Source organism: Curtobacterium sp. VKM Ac-1393 (genome assembly GCF_015350995.1).
Classification (GTDB): Bacteria; Actinomycetota; Actinomycetes; order Actinomycetales; family Microbacteriaceae; genus Curtobacterium.
This window is the reverse complement of the sequence record NZ_JADKRW010000008.1, coordinates 116425-130929: the sequence shown is the minus strand read 5'-3', so window position 1 is coordinate 130929 and position 14505 is coordinate 116425. Positions and strand designations below refer to the sequence as shown.

General features: G+C 71.8%; 14 protein-coding genes. 3 read left to right on the top strand and 11 right to left on the bottom strand.

Annotated elements, in window-relative coordinates; genetic code table 11:
* Positions 1–48: 48 nt before the first annotated feature.
* Entirely contained in the window at positions 49–552 is a 504-nt protein-coding gene (locus tag ITJ59_RS17440; protein WP_194652576.1) for a peptide deformylase, read from the bottom strand.
* A gap of 1 nt (position 553) precedes the next feature.
* Entirely contained in the window at positions 554–3964 is a 3411-nt protein-coding gene (locus tag ITJ59_RS17435; RefSeq protein ID WP_194652575.1) for a pyruvate carboxylase, read from the bottom strand.
* 60 nt (positions 3965–4024) lie between these two features.
* Between ITJ59_RS17435 and ITJ59_RS17430 the strand changes: the two genes are divergently transcribed.
* Positions 4025–4846, top strand: coding sequence for a ParA family protein (locus ITJ59_RS17430; protein ID WP_194652574.1), 822 nt, complete (start codon positions 4025–4027; stop codon positions 4844–4846).
* Positions 4847–5306: 460 nt separating this feature from the next.
* Here ITJ59_RS17430 and ITJ59_RS17425 read toward each other — a convergent pair whose 3' ends face one another.
* The 5 genes from ITJ59_RS17425 to ITJ59_RS17405 all read right to left on the bottom strand — a co-directional run bounded on the left by ITJ59_RS17425 (position 5307) and on the right by ITJ59_RS17405 (position 9390).
* Entirely contained in the window at positions 5307–5867 is a 561-nt protein-coding gene (locus ITJ59_RS17425) for a MerR family transcriptional regulator (RefSeq protein ID WP_123312967.1), read from the bottom strand.
* Between the two features lie 184 nt (positions 5868–6051).
* Entirely contained in the window at positions 6052–6756 is a 705-nt protein-coding gene (locus ITJ59_RS17420; RefSeq protein ID WP_123312968.1) for a MerR family transcriptional regulator, read from the bottom strand.
* The gene (locus ITJ59_RS17415; RefSeq protein ID WP_194652573.1) at positions 6756–7235 is read right to left on the bottom strand and encodes an FHA domain-containing protein; all 480 of its coding nucleotides are present in this window, start codon (positions 7233–7235) and stop codon (positions 6756–6758) included. The genes ITJ59_RS17420 and ITJ59_RS17415 overlap by 1 nt, the downstream gene beginning before the upstream one ends.
* A 113-nt stretch (positions 7236–7348) precedes the next feature.
* Positions 7349–8359, bottom strand: coding sequence for a FecCD family ABC transporter permease (locus ITJ59_RS17410; RefSeq protein ID WP_194652572.1), 1011 nt, complete (start codon positions 8357–8359; stop codon positions 7349–7351).
* On the bottom strand, positions 8356–9390 hold the full coding sequence (locus ITJ59_RS17405) for a FecCD family ABC transporter permease (RefSeq protein ID WP_194652571.1): 1035 nt from the start codon (positions 9388–9390) through the stop codon (positions 8356–8358). The genes ITJ59_RS17410 and ITJ59_RS17405 overlap by 4 nt, the downstream gene beginning before the upstream one ends.
* A gap of 199 nt (positions 9391–9589) precedes the next feature.
* On the opposite strand from ITJ59_RS17405, the gene ITJ59_RS17400 reads away from it, so the two are divergent.
* Positions 9590–11113, top strand: coding sequence for a S1C family serine protease (locus ITJ59_RS17400; protein ID WP_228511790.1), 1524 nt, complete (start codon positions 9590–9592; stop codon positions 11111–11113).
* On the opposite strand, the gene ITJ59_RS17395 is transcribed toward ITJ59_RS17400, so the two are convergent.
* Positions 11110–12273 (bottom strand): hypothetical protein, encoded by a 1164-nt coding sequence (locus ITJ59_RS17395; RefSeq protein WP_194652570.1) that lies wholly within the window; start codon positions 12271–12273, stop codon positions 11110–11112. The two genes, ITJ59_RS17400 and ITJ59_RS17395, sit on opposite strands and share 4 nt — an antisense overlap.
* Before the next feature lie 229 nt (positions 12274–12502).
* Positions 12503–12760: a hypothetical protein gene (locus tag ITJ59_RS17390; protein ID WP_323749544.1), complete on the bottom strand. Its 258-nt coding sequence runs from the start codon at positions 12758–12760 to the stop codon at positions 12503–12505.
* A gap of 33 nt (positions 12761–12793) precedes the next feature.
* On the opposite strand from ITJ59_RS17390, the gene ITJ59_RS17385 reads away from it, so the two are divergent.
* Positions 12794–13156 carry an RNA-binding S4 domain-containing protein gene (locus tag ITJ59_RS17385; protein ID WP_071254500.1) on the top strand — a complete coding sequence of 121 codons (363 nt, stop codon included), beginning with the start codon at positions 12794–12796 and terminating at the stop codon, positions 13154–13156.
* Here ITJ59_RS17385 and ITJ59_RS17380 read toward each other — a convergent pair.
* On the bottom strand, positions 13150–13521 hold the full coding sequence (locus tag ITJ59_RS17380) for a hypothetical protein (protein WP_194652569.1): 372 nt from the start codon (positions 13519–13521) through the stop codon (positions 13150–13152). The genes ITJ59_RS17385 and ITJ59_RS17380 overlap by 7 nt on opposite strands.
* The gene (locus ITJ59_RS17375; RefSeq protein WP_194652568.1) at positions 13521–14495 is read right to left on the bottom strand and encodes a DnaJ domain-containing protein; all 975 of its coding nucleotides are present in this window, start codon (positions 14493–14495) and stop codon (positions 13521–13523) included. The genes ITJ59_RS17380 and ITJ59_RS17375 overlap by 1 nt, the downstream gene beginning before the upstream one ends.
* Positions 14496–14505: the final 10 nt, after the last annotated feature.

Below are 14505 nucleotides of genomic sequence, written 5' to 3'. Positions count from 1 at the left end.
CGGTACCTCTTCGTCAGGACAAAGCGACAATCCCCCGTGGGGGTGTCATCAGTGGAACCAGTCCTGGGCCCGGATGTCCCGCAGCGCCTGGCGCCGGACCTCGGGGTCGAGCGTCATCACGTACACGGTGCCGTCCAGGTGGTCGACCTCGTGCTGGAGCGCCTCGGCCATCAGCCCGGTGCCCTCGAGCACGACCTCGGCGCCGTCCACGTCGACCCCGCGGACCTTGGCGTACGGGTGTCGCCGGGTCGGGTAGCCGAGCCCCGGGACGGACAGGCACCCTTCGTCCATGAGCTCGGGCTCCCCCGAGACCTCGACGATCTCCGGGTTCAAGACGTAGCCGACCTCGCCGTCGACGTTGTACGAAAAGGCTCGGAGGCCGACACCGATCTGCGGCGCGGCCACACCGGCTCGGCCGGGCTCCTCGACGGTGTCGATGAGGTCCTGCACGAGGTCGCGGATGCCGGGGCTCCCGAGCAGTTCGGGTCGGATCGGGTCTGCCGGCGAGCGGAGGACGGGGTCGCCGAACAGGCGGATGGGACGGACGGTCAATTTACTGCAGCACCACCAGGAGGTCGCCGGCGTCCACCTGCTGGGTCACCGGGATCGCGAGACGGCCGACGGTCCCCGCAACGGGTGCCGTGATGGCCGCTTCCATCTTCATCGCCTCGATGCTCGCCACGGCCGCTCCGGCCTCGACGACGTCACCGACGGCGACCTTGAGCGTCACCACACCGGAGAACGGTGCGGCGACGTGCTTCGGGTCGGACTTGTCGGCCTGCTCGGCCACCTTCGTCTCGACCTCGATCGACCGGTCGCGGACCGAGACCGGGCGGAGCTGCCCGTTCATCGTCGCCATGACCGTGCGGATGCCCTTGTCGTCGACCTCGCCGATCGCCTCGAGCCCGACGAACAGGTTGACGCCCTTGCCGAGCGGCACGACGTGCTCCTGGCCCGGGCGGAGTCCGTACAGGTAGTCGACGGTCGGCACGACGGACAGGTCGCCGTACTGCTCGCGCACCCGCTCGAACTGCGCCGTGGGCTGCGGGAAGAGCAGCCGGTTGAGTGCCTGTCGCCGCTCCGGGCCGGCGGACTCCAGGTGCGCACGTTCGCCGTCGGGCACCGGGGTGATCTCGAGCCGGACGTCGCGGCCCGCCAGCACCTTCGAGCGGAAGGGTTCGGGCCACCCACCGGGCAGGTCACCGAGTTCCCCGGCCATGAAGCCCACGACGGAGTCCGGGATGTCGTACTTGTCCGGGTTCTGCTCGAAGTCGACCGGGTCGGCGTCGACCGCCGCGAGCTGCAGGGCGAGGTCGCCGACGACCTTCGACGACGGCGTGACCTTGGTCGGGCGGCCGAGGATCCGGTTCGCCTCGGCGTACCAGTCCTCGACCTGCTCGAACCGGTCGCCCAGCCCGAGTGCGATCGCCTGCTGTCGCAGGTTCGACAGCTGCCCACCGGGGATCTCGTGCTTGTAGACGCGGCCCGTCGGCCCGGGCAGCCCGGACTCGAACGGGGCGTAGGCGCGGCGGACCGCCTCCCAGTAGGGCTCGAGGTCGCCGACGGCGTCGAGGGACAGCCCGGTGTCGCGCTCCGTGTGCGCCAGGGCGGCGACGAGGGCGGACATGCTCGGCTGGCTCGTCGTGCCGGCCATCGGTGCGGACGCGACGTCGACGGCGTCCGCACCGGCGCGGGACGCGGCGAGGAGCGTGGCGAGCTGCCCGCCGGCGGTGTCGTGCGTGTGCACGTGCACGGGCTGGTCGAAGCGCTCGCGCAGCGCGGCGACGAGCTTCTCGGCGGCGCCGGCGCGGAGCAGGCCGGCCATGTCCTTGATCCCGATGACGTGCGCGCCGGCCTCCACCATCTGCTCCGCGAGACGGAGGTAGTAGTCCAGCGTGTACAGGTCCTCGGCAGGATCGAGGAGGTCGGCGGTGTAGCAGAGCGCCGCTTCGGCGACGGCCGTGCCGGTCGCGAGCACTGCCTCCAGGGCGGGTCGCATCTGGCTGACGTCGTTGAGCGCGTCGAACACGCGGAAGACGTCGACGCCCGTGGCGGCGGCCTCGGCGACGAACGCGTCCGTCACCTCGGTCGGGTACGGGGTGTAGCCGACCGTGTTGCGGCCGCGCAGCAGCATCTGGATCGGGATGTTCGGCATCGCCTCGCGCAGCGCGGTCAGGCGCTCCCACGGGTCCTCGCCGAGGAACCGGAGCGCGACGTCGTACGTCGCGCCGCCCCACGCCTCGACGCTGAGCAGCTGCGGCGTGAGCCGCGCGACGTACGGGGCGACCGCGACGAGGTCCTTCGTGCGGACACGGGTTGCCAGCAGCGACTGGTGCGCGTCGCGCATCGTCGTCTCGGTCACGGCGAGCCGGGTCTGCGCGCGGAGGGCCTTCGCCCACTCGGCCGGGCCCTTCGCCAGCAGCAGGTCGCGCTGGCCCTCGGGCACCGGCGTACTGAGGTCGAGTGCGGGGAGCTTGACGCTCGGGTCGATCACCAGCGGCGACCGATCGCCGTTCGGCTTGTTGACGGTGACGTCGGCCAGCCAGTTGAGGACCTTGGTGCCGCGGTCCTTCGACACGTGCCCGCTGAACAGCTGCGGGCGCTCCTCGATGAACTTGGTCGAGACGTCACCGCGGGCGAAGTCTGGGTCCTCGAGCACGGCCTGCAGGAACGGGATGTTCGTGCTGACGCCGCGGATGCGGAACTCGGCGAGGGCGCGCTTCGCCCGGGCGACCGCTGCCGGGAAGTCGCGGCCGCGGCACGTCATCTTCGCGAGCATCGAGTCGAAGTGCGGGCTGATCTGCGCGCCGGTGGCGACCGTGCCACCGTCCATGCGCACGCCCGCCCCGCCGGGGCTGCGGTACGTGGTGATGCGGCCGGTGTCCGGACGGAAGCCCTGGGTCGGGTCCTCGGTCGTGATCCGGGTCTGCAGGGCGGCCCCGTGCACGGCGACGGTGTCCTGCGACAGCCCGAGGTCGGCCAACGACTCGCCCGAGGCGATCCGCATCTGCGACTGCACGAGGTCGACGTCGGTGACCTCTTCAGTCACGGTGTGCTCGACCTGGATACGCGGGTTCATCTCGATGAAGACGTGCTGGCCTTCTCGCTCACCCTCGGTGTCGAGCAGGAACTCGACCGTGCCGGCGTTCACGTAGCCGATCGACCGGGCGAAGGCGACCGCGTCGCGGTGCAGCGCCTGCGCGATCGCGGGGTCGAGGTTCGGCGCCGGGGCGATCTCGACGACCTTCTGGTTGCGGCGCTGCACGGAGCAGTCCCGCTCGAACAGGTGGATCGTGCCGGCTTCGGTGCCCGTCGCGTCGGCGAGGATCTGCACCTCGATGTGCCGCGGCCGGATCACCGCCTGCTCGAGGAACATCGTCGGGTCACCGAAGGCACTGTCGGCCTCGCGCATCGCCGCTTCGAGCGCGGCGCGGAGTTCGGGCTTCGTCTCGACCCGCCGCATGCCACGGCCGCCACCACCGGCGACGGCCTTGGCGAAGACGGGGAACCCGATGGCGTCGGCACCGGCGAGGAGCTCCTCGATGTCGCGACTCGCCGGGGTGCTCACGAGGACCGGGACACCGGCCGCGATCGCGTGCTCCTTCGCCGTGACCTTGTTGCCGGCCATCTCGAGCACGTGCTCACCCGGGCCGATGAAGGTGATGCCGGCTGCGGCGGCCGCGGCGGCGAGCTCGGGGTTCTCGGACAGGAAGCCGTACCCCGGGTAGATCGCGTCGGCGCCCGACTCGCGCGCCACGCGGACGATCTCGGAGACGTCCAGGTACGCCCGGACCGGATGGCCCCGCTCACCGATCAGGTAGGCCTCGTCGGCCTTCAGGCGGTGCAGGGAGTTCCGGTCTTCGTACGGGTAGACGGCGACGGTGCGCGCCCCCAGTTCGTACGCTGCACGGAATGCGCGGATGGCGATCTCACCACGGTTCGCCACGAGGATCTTGCTGAACACGACGTCCCTTTCAGCCCGGGTTGAGGTGAGACAACCCTAGTGGCGGTAACGTTGCTGATCGTGCATGTACTCAGCGTGAGCTCCCTCAAGGGCGGTGTCGGCAAGACGACGGTGACGCTCGGCCTGACTTCGGCCGCCTTCGCCAAGGGACTGCGCACGCTGGTGGTGGATCTCGACCCGCAGTCCGACGTCTCCACCGGCCTCGACATCAACATCGCCGGACACCTCAACGTGGCCGATGTCCTCGAGAACCCGAAGGAGAAGATCGTCCGTCAGGCGATCGCCCCGTCCGGGTGGACGAAGGGCTCGCAGGGCAAGATCGACGTCATGGTCGGGTCGCCCTCCGCGATCAACTTCGACGGGCCGCACCCCTCCATCCGCGACATCTGGAAGCTCGAAGAGGCCCTGGCCAACGTCGAGCAGGACTACGAGCTCGTGCTCATCGACTGCGCACCGTCGCTCAACGCGCTGACCCGCACCGCGTGGGCCGCATCCGACCGCGTCACCGTGGTCACCGAGCCCGGCCTGTTCTCCGTCGCCGCAGCCGACCGTGCACTCCGGGCCATCGAGGAGATCCGCCGAGGCCTCTCCCCCCGCCTGCAGCCGCTCGGCATCATCGTGAACCGCGCCCGGGTCCAGTCGCTCGAGCACCAGTTCCGCATCAAGGAACTCCGCGACATGTTCGGCCCGCTCGTGTTGTCGCCGCAGCTACCCGAGCGCACCTCGTTGCAGCAGGCGCAGGGTGCCGCGAAGCCCCTGCACGTGTGGCCCGGCGAGTCCGCGCAGGAGATGGCGAAGAACTTCGACCAGCTGCTCGAGCGCATCATGCGGACGGGCAAGATCGGGCCGTACGCCGATGGCTCGGGTGCCGCTGGCGCGTAGGCGGTAGTCGGTTCGGGTCGGGTCGGGGGCGGTCCGGGTCTTCGGGTCGGTAACGGTTTCTCGGGTCGGGGTTCGGGGTTCGGGGGTCGGGTTCGGGGTTTGCTCGCGCCTGCCGCACGACTCGCCGATCGACTACGCCGAGGTTCCAGGACTCGCCGCTCAGGTTCGCCGAGGTTCCACCCCCGACCGCAATACGCGCCCAGGTTCCGAAATATTGGAACCTCCACGGCGCGCACGTGTGCGGGTCGCGTCTGCGTCGCACGTCCGCGGAGATCACACGTCGGACCGATTGACCTCGCCGAGGTTCCGGGACTCGCCGCTCAGGTTCGCCGAGGTTCCACGTACGGGCTCAGCGATCGGCGAGGTGCCGAGATTTCGGAACCTCGGGGCGCACGAGCACGAGCGGGCGCGGGCGCGGGCGCGGGTGCGGGGAGCGGGTGCGAACCGGCTGCGCCCGGCGTCAGGAGGCGCGGGAAGCGCGACGCGCGGCGAGCTCGTCGGACGGGTCGGCCGCAGCGGTGGCGTCGAGCTCCACCAGCGAGGTCTCGACCTCGCGCAGGACCTTGCCGACCGCGATGCCGAAGACACCCTGTCCGCGGGACACCAGGTCGATGACCTCGTCGTCCGAGGTGCACAGGTAGACCGAGGCGCCGTCGGACATCAGGGTGGTCTGCGCGAGGTCGGACACGCCCGACTCGCGCAACTGGTTCACCGCGGTGCGGATCTGCTGCAGCGAGATGCCGGTGTCGAGCAGACGCTTCACGAGCTTGAGCACGAGGATGTCGCGGAACCCGTAGAGCCGCTGCGAGCCGGAGCCGGCAGCGCCACGGATGGTGGGCTGCACGAGCTCGGTGCGTGCCCAGTAGTCGAGCTGACGGTACGAGATGCCGGCGGCCCGGGCGGCGACGGTGCCGCGGTACCCGTTCTGCTCGTCGTGCTCGGGGAGGCCGTCGGTGAAGAGCAGCCCGAGGTCGTACCGGGTCGTGTCCGACTCGGTGCCTGGGGTGTCGTTCCCACTCATGCGCTTGCCTTCCACGACGATCGAGCTCCCGCCCGAAGGTTCAACGACGGGTTGAGAGTTGTTCCGAGGTCAACGGTAGCGACTCCGACCGCTCCCGCGCGGGACATCCGACTCGGCGCGTCCGGCGTGTCGAGGATACGCCCCACCCACTGACGCACAAGCCCCCGGGGAGCACCGGAACGGATCATGCGTCGAGACGACCGATCGCCGCTCGGATGAGGCTCGAGCGGATGACCTCGAGCTGGACGGCGATCTCGCGTGCGAGTTCCGTGGCCTTCGCCCGTGACGTCGCATCGCCCCGGCGGGACACCGGCATCAGGGCCGATTCGATGAGCCCGACCTCGCGCTCGGCGGTGCTGCGGAGCGTGCGGAGGTGCCGCGGTTCGATCCCGGTGCGCTGGAGTTCGACGAGCGCTTTGAGGACGGAGACGCTGTCCTCGCCGTAGGTCTCGGTGGCGGGCAGCAGCGACGCGGACACCGCGTCGGCCAGCAGCATCGGGGACGCACCGGCAGCACGGGCGGTCTCGTCGCGGGTGTACCGGCGTTCGCGCCCGAGGATCGACGGACGAGGAGCGTCCCCGCCCCCGGGCAACACCGGCTCGCGCCCCGCGTCGAGGTCGGCGAGGTAGTCCTTGATGACCTTGAGTGGCAGGTAGTGGTCGCGCTGCAGACCGAGGATCACCCGGAGTCGGTCGACGTCGGCCGCGGAGAACTTGCGGTACCCACTGGCCGTGCGGATCGGCGTGACGAGCTCGCGCTCTTCGAGGAAGCGCAACTTGGAACTCGACAGGTCCGCGAACTCGGGTTTGAGGCGAGCGAGGACCTGCCCGATCGTGAGCAGGTCCGGTGCCGCTGACCCCGCCCGGGCCGCAGCGGACCGTGCGGCCACTACGCGTTCGCCAGGCGCGCCAGGTCGACCCGGGAGGCGTAGAAGGTCAGGCGGAACTTGCCGACCTGGACCTCTGCCCCGTCGGTGAGCGGTGCTTCGTCGATGCGGTCACCGTCGAAGTACGTCCCGTTGAGCGAACCGTTGTCCTTGACGGTGAACGCCGTACCGTGCCGCAGGAACTGCGCGTGCTTGCGCGACACCGTGACGTCGTCGAGGAAGATGTCGGCGTCGGGGTGTCGGCCGGCCGTCGTGACGTCGGAGTCGAGGAGGAACCGCGCACCCACGTTCGGACCGCGGCGCACGACGAGCAACGCCGATCCGGACGGCAGGGCGTTGACCGCCTCGCGCTCTTCTGCTGAGACTCCGGACTCGGCGGTGAGCGCCGCGCCCATGTCCATACTGAAGGTCAACGTGGTGTCGACCAGCCGCTGCTCCGGGGTCTTCTGACCGCCCGGCTGCGGGACCACTGGATCTGGCATCGGTGGACCTCCTCCTCTTGGCCCACCAGCGTATCGGAAACGAGTGCCCGAACGGCAGCCCCGAATCGGCCCTGTGGAGGATCGTCCGCGATCCGCGAACGCGGACGTCGACTTCATCGACCGCGCGCGAGCAGCCAGAGCAGGTACGGCGCGCCGACGACCCCGGTCACCACACCGACGGGCAGGGCGTTGCCGGGGATCGCGAACTGGGCGATGAGGTCACTGCCCAGGGTGATCGCCGCACCGACGGCAGCCGCCACGCCGAGCGCCACCCGGCCACCCCCGACGAGGCGACGGGCGATCGGAGCGGCCATCAGCGCGACGAACGACACCGGCCCCGCCGTGGCGACCGCAGCAGCCGTCAGGCACACCGCGGTGAGGAGCAGCAGCACCTTCGCGCGGTCCGGCCGGAGTCCGAGGGCCGCCGCGACCTCGTCGCCGAGCGACAGCACGGTCAGGCGCGACGACTGCAGGAGCGCGAGCGCCATGAGCACGACGAACGCGACGCCGAGCACGCCGACCAGGTTGCGGTCCACGGCGTTCAGGCTGCCGGAGAGCCAGAGCAGCGCGGTGCCGGCCTGCGTGACGGTGCCGCTCGTGAGCATCCACCCGGTGATGCTCAGGCAGATCGCCGAGACGCCGATGCCGACGAGGACGACCCGGTTGCCGGTGATTCCCCGGCGCCAGGCGAGTCCGGCGATCACGATCGAGACGACGACGGCCCCGACGAGCACGACCGAGAACAGCGTGCCGCCGGAGGCCCCGAAGAGCACGATCGCGGTGAGGCCGGCCGCACTGGCACCCGAGGTGATGCCGATGACGTCGGGGCTCGCGATCGGGTTGCGCACCACGCTCTGCACGATGGCACCGGCGACGCCGAGGCTCGCCCCGACGAACACGGCACCGAACACCCGCGGTCCGCGCAACTGCCCGATGACGAAGTCCGAGATCCGGTCGCCCTGACCGACGAACGCGCTGAGCACCTGCGCGGGGCTGAGCGGGATGGACCCCACGCCGAGGCCGACGAGCACCAGCACGACGAGCACGACGACGACGGCGGCGAGCACGGCGATCTCGCGCCGGATGCCGACGAGCGAGCCGCGGCGGGACGACGACGCGCTCACAGGCCCCGCACCGCCCGCGACCGCACCAGGGCGATGAAGACCGGCGCACCGATGAGCGCCGTGACGATGCCGACCTGCAGCTCCCCCGGGTACGCCACGACGCGCCCGATGACGTCGGCCACCAGCAGCAGCGCCGGGGCGACGATCGCGGACAGCAGGATGGTCCAGCGGTGGTCTGGACCACTCAGCCGTCGGACCGCGTGCGGCACGGCGAGCCCGACGAAGGCGATCGGTCCGGCCGCTGCCACGGCGGATCCGGCGAGCAGTACGGTGACGAGTCCGCCCACGGCACGAACCAGCACGACGCGCTGTCCGAGCGACGCCGCGAGTTCGTCACCGAGTGCGAGCGTGTTGAGCGACCGCCCGAGTCCGAACGCGATCACGAGCCCGATCAGCACCGGCGCGGTGATCACACCGGCGGTGCCGAGGTCCTTGCCGGCGAGGGCGCCCACCTGCCAGAACCGCAGCTGGTCGAGCAGGCTCGCGTTCGTCACGAGCACCGCCGTGGTGATCGAGGACAGCGCTGCGGCGACGACGGCCCCGGACAGCGCGAGGCCGACCGGCGAGAGTCCACGGCGGGCGACGGCGGCGATCCCGTAGACGAGCAACGCGGCCAGGGCAGCGCCGACGAAGGCGAACGGCAGGTAGGCCGCCGTGCCGCTCACGCCGAAGAGCGCGATGCCGGCGACCACGGCGAGGGCCGCCCCGGAGTTGACGCCGAGCACGCTCGGGTCGGCGAGCGGGTTGCGGGTCACCCCCTGCATCACCGCCCCGGCGACGCCGAGCGCGGCACCCGCGAGCAGTCCGACGACGGTGCGCGGCACGCGGTTGCCGAGCACGATCAACCCGATCTCGTCGTTCCGCCCCGGGTGCAGGACGGTGTCGACCACGGTGCCGAGCGGGATCGGCCGGGATCCGTACGCGATCGACAGCGCGCACGCCACGGCGAGGACGACGACGGCCAGCACCGTCGCCCCGACCAGACGGGAGACGGAGGCGGGCGCCGGGGGCGCGGTCGTGGAGGAGCGCATGGGAAGTAAGGCAACCCTAATGGACACCCGGGCGACCCGAACGGACACCCGGGCGACCGAACCGGCACCCCGCTCGGCGTCCCCCGAGCAAGCCCGGAGCAGTCGCTGGGTTCGTTCATAGGCTCGTCATTGGATCGCCGCCTGTACTGGTCTCCATCGACACCCGCCCGGGTCGTCGAGGGACGACCGGAGAGCACCGATGAACGAGACCCCGAACCCCGCCGACGCCGACCGCGAGCACGACGAGCAGGGCACTGCCCGGACCGACGGCACGCAGCAGCAGGCGTACGGGATGCGCTGGGAGGCTCCGCACGCCGACCCCGCCACCCTCCGTCCGGCCTACGCCTTCGACGGTTCCGGCCCGTACCTGTACGGTCCCGACGGCTCCGGCCCCTACGCCTACTCCCCCGACGGCCGCGGCCCGTACCTGATCGGCAGCCCGGCACTCACGGGCACCCACCACGCCTGGGCACACACCGCCGCGACGGCGAACCACCCGGGCGCGACCACGAAGCGCCCGCGTCGCCTGGGCCTGATGATCGGCTCCGGCATCGCGGCCCTCGCCATCGTCGGCGCTGCGGGTGGCACGGCGCTCGGCCTGTCCTCGCAGAGCACGACCACCACGTCGAGCCAGTCGCAGGGCACCACGACGCTGCCGGACAGCGGAACGGGCAGCAGCGACGGCACGAACGGCTTCACGGTCCCCGGAGACGGCAGCGGCACCGACGGCAGCACCGGCAACGGGACCGACGGCAGCACCGGCAACGGGACCGACGGCAGCGCCGGCACGAGCACCGAGTCCGCCGCCACCGCGGCGACCGCCGCCCAGAAGAAGGGCGTCGTCACGATCAACACCGTCCTGAACTACGACGAGTCCTCGCAGGCGGCCGGCACCGGCATGATCCTCAGCTCGAACGGCACCGTCCTGACGAACAACCACGTCATCCAGGGCGCCACGAGCATCACCGTCACCGACGAGACCACCGGCAAGGAGTACAAGGCGGACGTGGTCGGCACCGACGCCACGAACGACGTCGCCGTCCTGAAGCTCGAGGACGCCTCCGGCCTGTCCACCGTCACCCTCGACGACGATGGCGAGCCGAGCACCGGCGACACCGTCACCGACGTCGGCAACGCCGAGGGAACCGGCAACCTCGTCGCCGCCGAGGGCACCGTCACGGCCACCGACCAGGACATCCAGGTGCAGAGCGAGTCCGGCACCGGCACCGAGTCGCTGACCGGCCTGATCGAGATCGCCGCGAACATCGTCTCCGGCGACTCCGGCGGCCCGGTCGTCGACAGCGAGGGCGAGGTCGTCGGCATGGCGACCGCAGCGTCCTCGGGCAGCGCGGACGTCACCGGCTACGCCATCCCGATCACGACCGCGAAGGCGATCGCCGAGAAGATCCTGGCCGGGGAGTCCTCGAGCACGATCACCATCGGCCTGCCCGCCTTCCTCGGGGTCCAGGTGAGCAACACCGCGAGCACCACGGGTGGCGTCGCCGTCGCCGGCACGGTCGAGGGCTCCGGTGCCGCGAGCGCCGGCCTGACCGAGGGCGACACGATCACGAGCCTCGGCGGCAAGACGGTCACGACGTCGGACGAGCTCACTGCGGCCGTGCAGTCGCACTCCGTCGGCGACAAGGTCGTGGTCGGCTACACCGACAGCTCCGGCGCCGCGAAGACCGTCACCGTCACCCTGACCGCCGGCCCGGCCGCCTAAGCAGGAGCGAGCAGCGCCCGCACCACCGACCGGTACACGTTCGCCGGGGAGTCCGTCTGGAAGACGGTCTCCCCGGCTTCCGTCTTGCCCACACGGGCGAAGCCGATCCCCTCGGCACGCACGATCGTCACGGGCTTCGGCTTGCCGGGTCGGCGCAGGTACGACACCGTCCACGGTGCGGCCCAGAACCGCGCGAGCCGCGGGTCCGCCTCGACGAGCGCCTCCGGCAGGTCCGGTGCGTCGGCACCGCCGGCCAGGCGGCGGCCGAGCAGGTGCTCTGGCAGTGACCCCGTGCGGAACGGGAAGGTCCACGTCGGGCCGATGCCGAGCCTCCCGGCCGTCAGCGCGACCGCGCGGTCCGGCGTGACGGACGCGACCACCGCGCCCGCCTCGGCGGTCCCGTCCACGACGGTCTGCGACCAGGCCTGGAGGCGCGACTCGCCACCGTCGGGCATGTGCTGTTCCAGCGTGACCGGCTGGGCATCGCCCTGCCACGGCTCGAGCAGGGTCTGGGTCGACTCCGGCAGCGTGCCCAGTCGGCCGACGAGGCCCGCTTCGATGAGTTCGCGGCCCGCCGCGGTGCGGAGGAGCGTCGGGTTCCACCGGCGTCCGGCGAGGCTCTTGAGCGTGCCGACCGCGTCGGCGCTCAGGCGGGGGCCGTCGAGTTCCGGCCCCGGTGCCGGGGCGGGCAGCGGTTCGAGGTCGCGCTCGGGGCGGACCGGGGACGGCTCGGTGGCGCGGACGCTCTCGAGGACCGCGAACACGAGCTCGTCGGTCTCGAGCAGTCGCGCCAGGGGGCGTTCGATCGTCAGGTCGACGCGGTGCCGGCCGGTCACGAACAGCAGGTGCGCGCCGGCGACGTCGCCGTGTTCGTCGGGTCGGACGTACTCGACCAGGCGCGCGGGGGCGCCGGCGGCGGTCCAGGGGTCGCAGCCGACGAGCAGCAGGCCCTCGACCGAGCCGGGCAGTCTCGCGAGGAGGCCCGTGTTCTCGTCGCCGATCGCGCGGTCGCTGGGGCGGGATCGGACGGTGAGGACGATGTCGTCGCCGGTGACGCGCAGGTCCGCCTGGGAGGAGTCCTCGCGGCGCCACTGGTCGGGGCGGCGGAGGGTGAGGCGGGCGGTGCGGTCCTCGGTGCCGAGTGGGACGGGGACTGCCATGGGTCGAGGCTACGTCGGGCTGCGGGTGCGGAGGGGTGCGGCTCGCCGGTGGCGCGGGGGCGGGTGCGTGCGTGCGCGGTGGCGGGCGCTCGCACCGTGCGAGGCGCTGGGCGGTGCGTGGGAGCGTGGGAGCGAGTGGTGCGCGGTTCCGGTGGTGGTGCGACCCACGACGGGTCGCACGGAGGACGGAACCTCGCACGGGACGAGACGAACCTCGCACGGTGCGAGGTCAGCGGCGGGGCGCGCGCGGGGCCGGGGGCGGTGGGACGGGCTTCGCGGCGACGACGTCGTCGAGCCGGACCTCGACCGTGCCGCGGCGGGTGGCGATCGTGACGGTGTCGGGCGTGCGGGCGACGAGGTCCCCGAGGGCGTCCTGTGCACCGTCGCCGTGGTGCGCCCGGACGACGAGCCGGTCCCCGATCGCGGCGTCGTGCAGCACGCCGAGCGCTCGGGCCCGCGCGATCGCCGCCTGCTCCCCGGTGCTCACCCGCCCAGCGTAGGGGCCGCCTAGAGTGAGGGGATGGCCAAGGCTCGCGTGGACAGCTGGATCTGGGCGGTGCGGATCACCAAGACCCGCTCCGCTGCGACCGCCGCGTGCAAGGCCGGGCACGTCCGGGTGAACGGGGAGCGCGCGAAGCCCGCGCAGCCGATCGGCCCCGGCGACGAGGTGCGGGTCCGCCAGAACGGCTTCGACCGGATCGTCGTCGTCACGGGCATCATCCTGAAGCGGACGAGTGCACCCGAGGCCGCGAAGCACTTCGAGGACAGGACTCCGCCACGGCTGTCCAAGGAAGAGGCGGGGTTCGTGCCGATGCGCGACCGCGGCGCCGGACGCCCGAGCAAGCGGGAGCGCCGCGACCTCGAGAAGCTCCGCGGCTACTGACGCCGAGGCTTGCCGTACGGATCGACGACGACCTCGAACTCCTCGTCGGCGTCCCACTCGACGGCGATCGGCTGACCGGTCCAGCGAGCTTCGAGGTGCCCGTCGTCGTCCTCGTCGGATCCGCAGAGCGCCGATCCGCTCGGTACCCGCTCGATCGCGACACGACCGCCGACCCCGACGGCGTACAGCTCCACCACCCGACCGCGGATGGTCTGCGTCCGCACCGTGTCGTGCCGGACCTCGTCGAAACGACGCGCTCCGTCAGCGGGCACGACGCCGTACTCGACGACGTCACCGATCTCGACGGCTGGTCCGCAACACTGGTGCTCCCAGCCACCGACGAGCACGACCACGGGATCCGGCATCAGACGAAACGGACGGTCTGCTGCAGGCGGTCGCGGATCTCGAACACGTCGACCGAGCCGGGCGGGGACCACACCCCGTTGAGCACCTGCCCGAGCGCACTCCGGCGCACCACGAGGGCGGTGGGCTTCTTCGGCGAGCCGACGAGCTGCACGTCGACCTCGACCGCGGAGTCCGGCACGACGAGCAGCCGGCCGGTGAACCGCACGCGGGTCTGCTTCTGCACGGCGCGGGCGGCGCGGACGAGTTCCTTCACCGGACGCTCGCCGGGCGCCAGGGTCTCCCCGACGATGTCACCGTGCTCCACGCGCACGGGGGCTCCCCAGTCGATCGACTCGACGGCCCACAGCCCGCTCGGGGTTAGGACGGCGTGGTCGAGCTTGCCTTCGGACCCGGCATCGAGGTCGTGCCAGACGGTGACACCGATGCCCATGTCCGAGACGATCGAGGCGGTCGCTTCTTCGGCGAGCGCCTCGCCGAGCAGCCGTCGGATGTGTCGGGGCGCCGAGCGGATGAGGGTGGGGTCGTAGGGGTCCTCGATGGGATCGCCGAGTCCGACCCATTCGCGTTCTGCCTGCAGGAAGACCTCGCGGGAGCGTCCGCCGGGGTGTCCGTGGGACCGGGCGCGGGGGCGGGTGTCGCGACGGGCTGACGGGGGTGCGTAGTCGTCGCGACCGGTGTCGGGCCTCCCGGTCGACGAACCGGACGAACCGGACGTCCCGGAGGAACCGGACCGGCCGGAGCCGCTGCTGCTGAACGCGCCGCGGGAACCCGCGTCGTAGGCACGACGTGCAGCGGGCGTGCCGATGCGTTCCCAGGCGAGCTGGACGCGGCGGAAGTGCTGGGCGTCGCCACCGAGGTCGGGGTGGGATTCGCGGGCCGCACGCCGGTAGGCGCGGCGGAGCGCGTCGTCGTCGGCGGTCGCGGGGACGCCGAGGACTTCGTACGGGGTGGCGTCGGCCGGGCTGTCGGTCATGGCCCTGCGA

Bases quoted from the DNA above. Each gene is read 5' to 3' on its own strand.
- ITJ59_RS17425 (WP_123312967.1), bottom strand. From the start codon at position 5,867: ATGAGTGGGAACGACACCCCAGGCACCGAGTCGGACACGACCCGGTAC.
- ITJ59_RS17415 (WP_194652573.1), bottom strand. From the start codon at position 7,235: ATGCCAGATCCAGTGGTCCCGCAGCCGGGCGGTCAGAAGACCCCGGAG.
- ITJ59_RS17405 (WP_194652571.1), bottom strand. From the start codon at position 9,390: ATGCGCTCCTCCACGACCGCGCCCCCGGCGCCCGCCTCCGTCTCCCGT.
- ITJ59_RS17400 (WP_228511790.1), top strand. From the start codon at position 9,590: ATGAACGAGACCCCGAACCCCGCCGACGCCGACCGCGAGCACGACGAG.
- ITJ59_RS17395 (WP_194652570.1), bottom strand. From the start codon at position 12,273: ATGGCAGTCCCCGTCCCACTCGGCACCGAGGACCGCACCGCCCGCCTC.
- ITJ59_RS17385 (WP_071254500.1), top strand. From the start codon at position 12,794: ATGGCCAAGGCTCGCGTGGACAGCTGGATCTGGGCGGTGCGGATCACC.
- ITJ59_RS17380 (WP_194652569.1), bottom strand. From the start codon at position 13,521: ATGCCGGATCCCGTGGTCGTGCTCGTCGGTGGCTGGGAGCACCAGTGT.
- ITJ59_RS17375 (WP_194652568.1), bottom strand. From the start codon at position 14,495: ATGACCGACAGCCCGGCCGACGCCACCCCGTACGAAGTCCTCGGCGTC.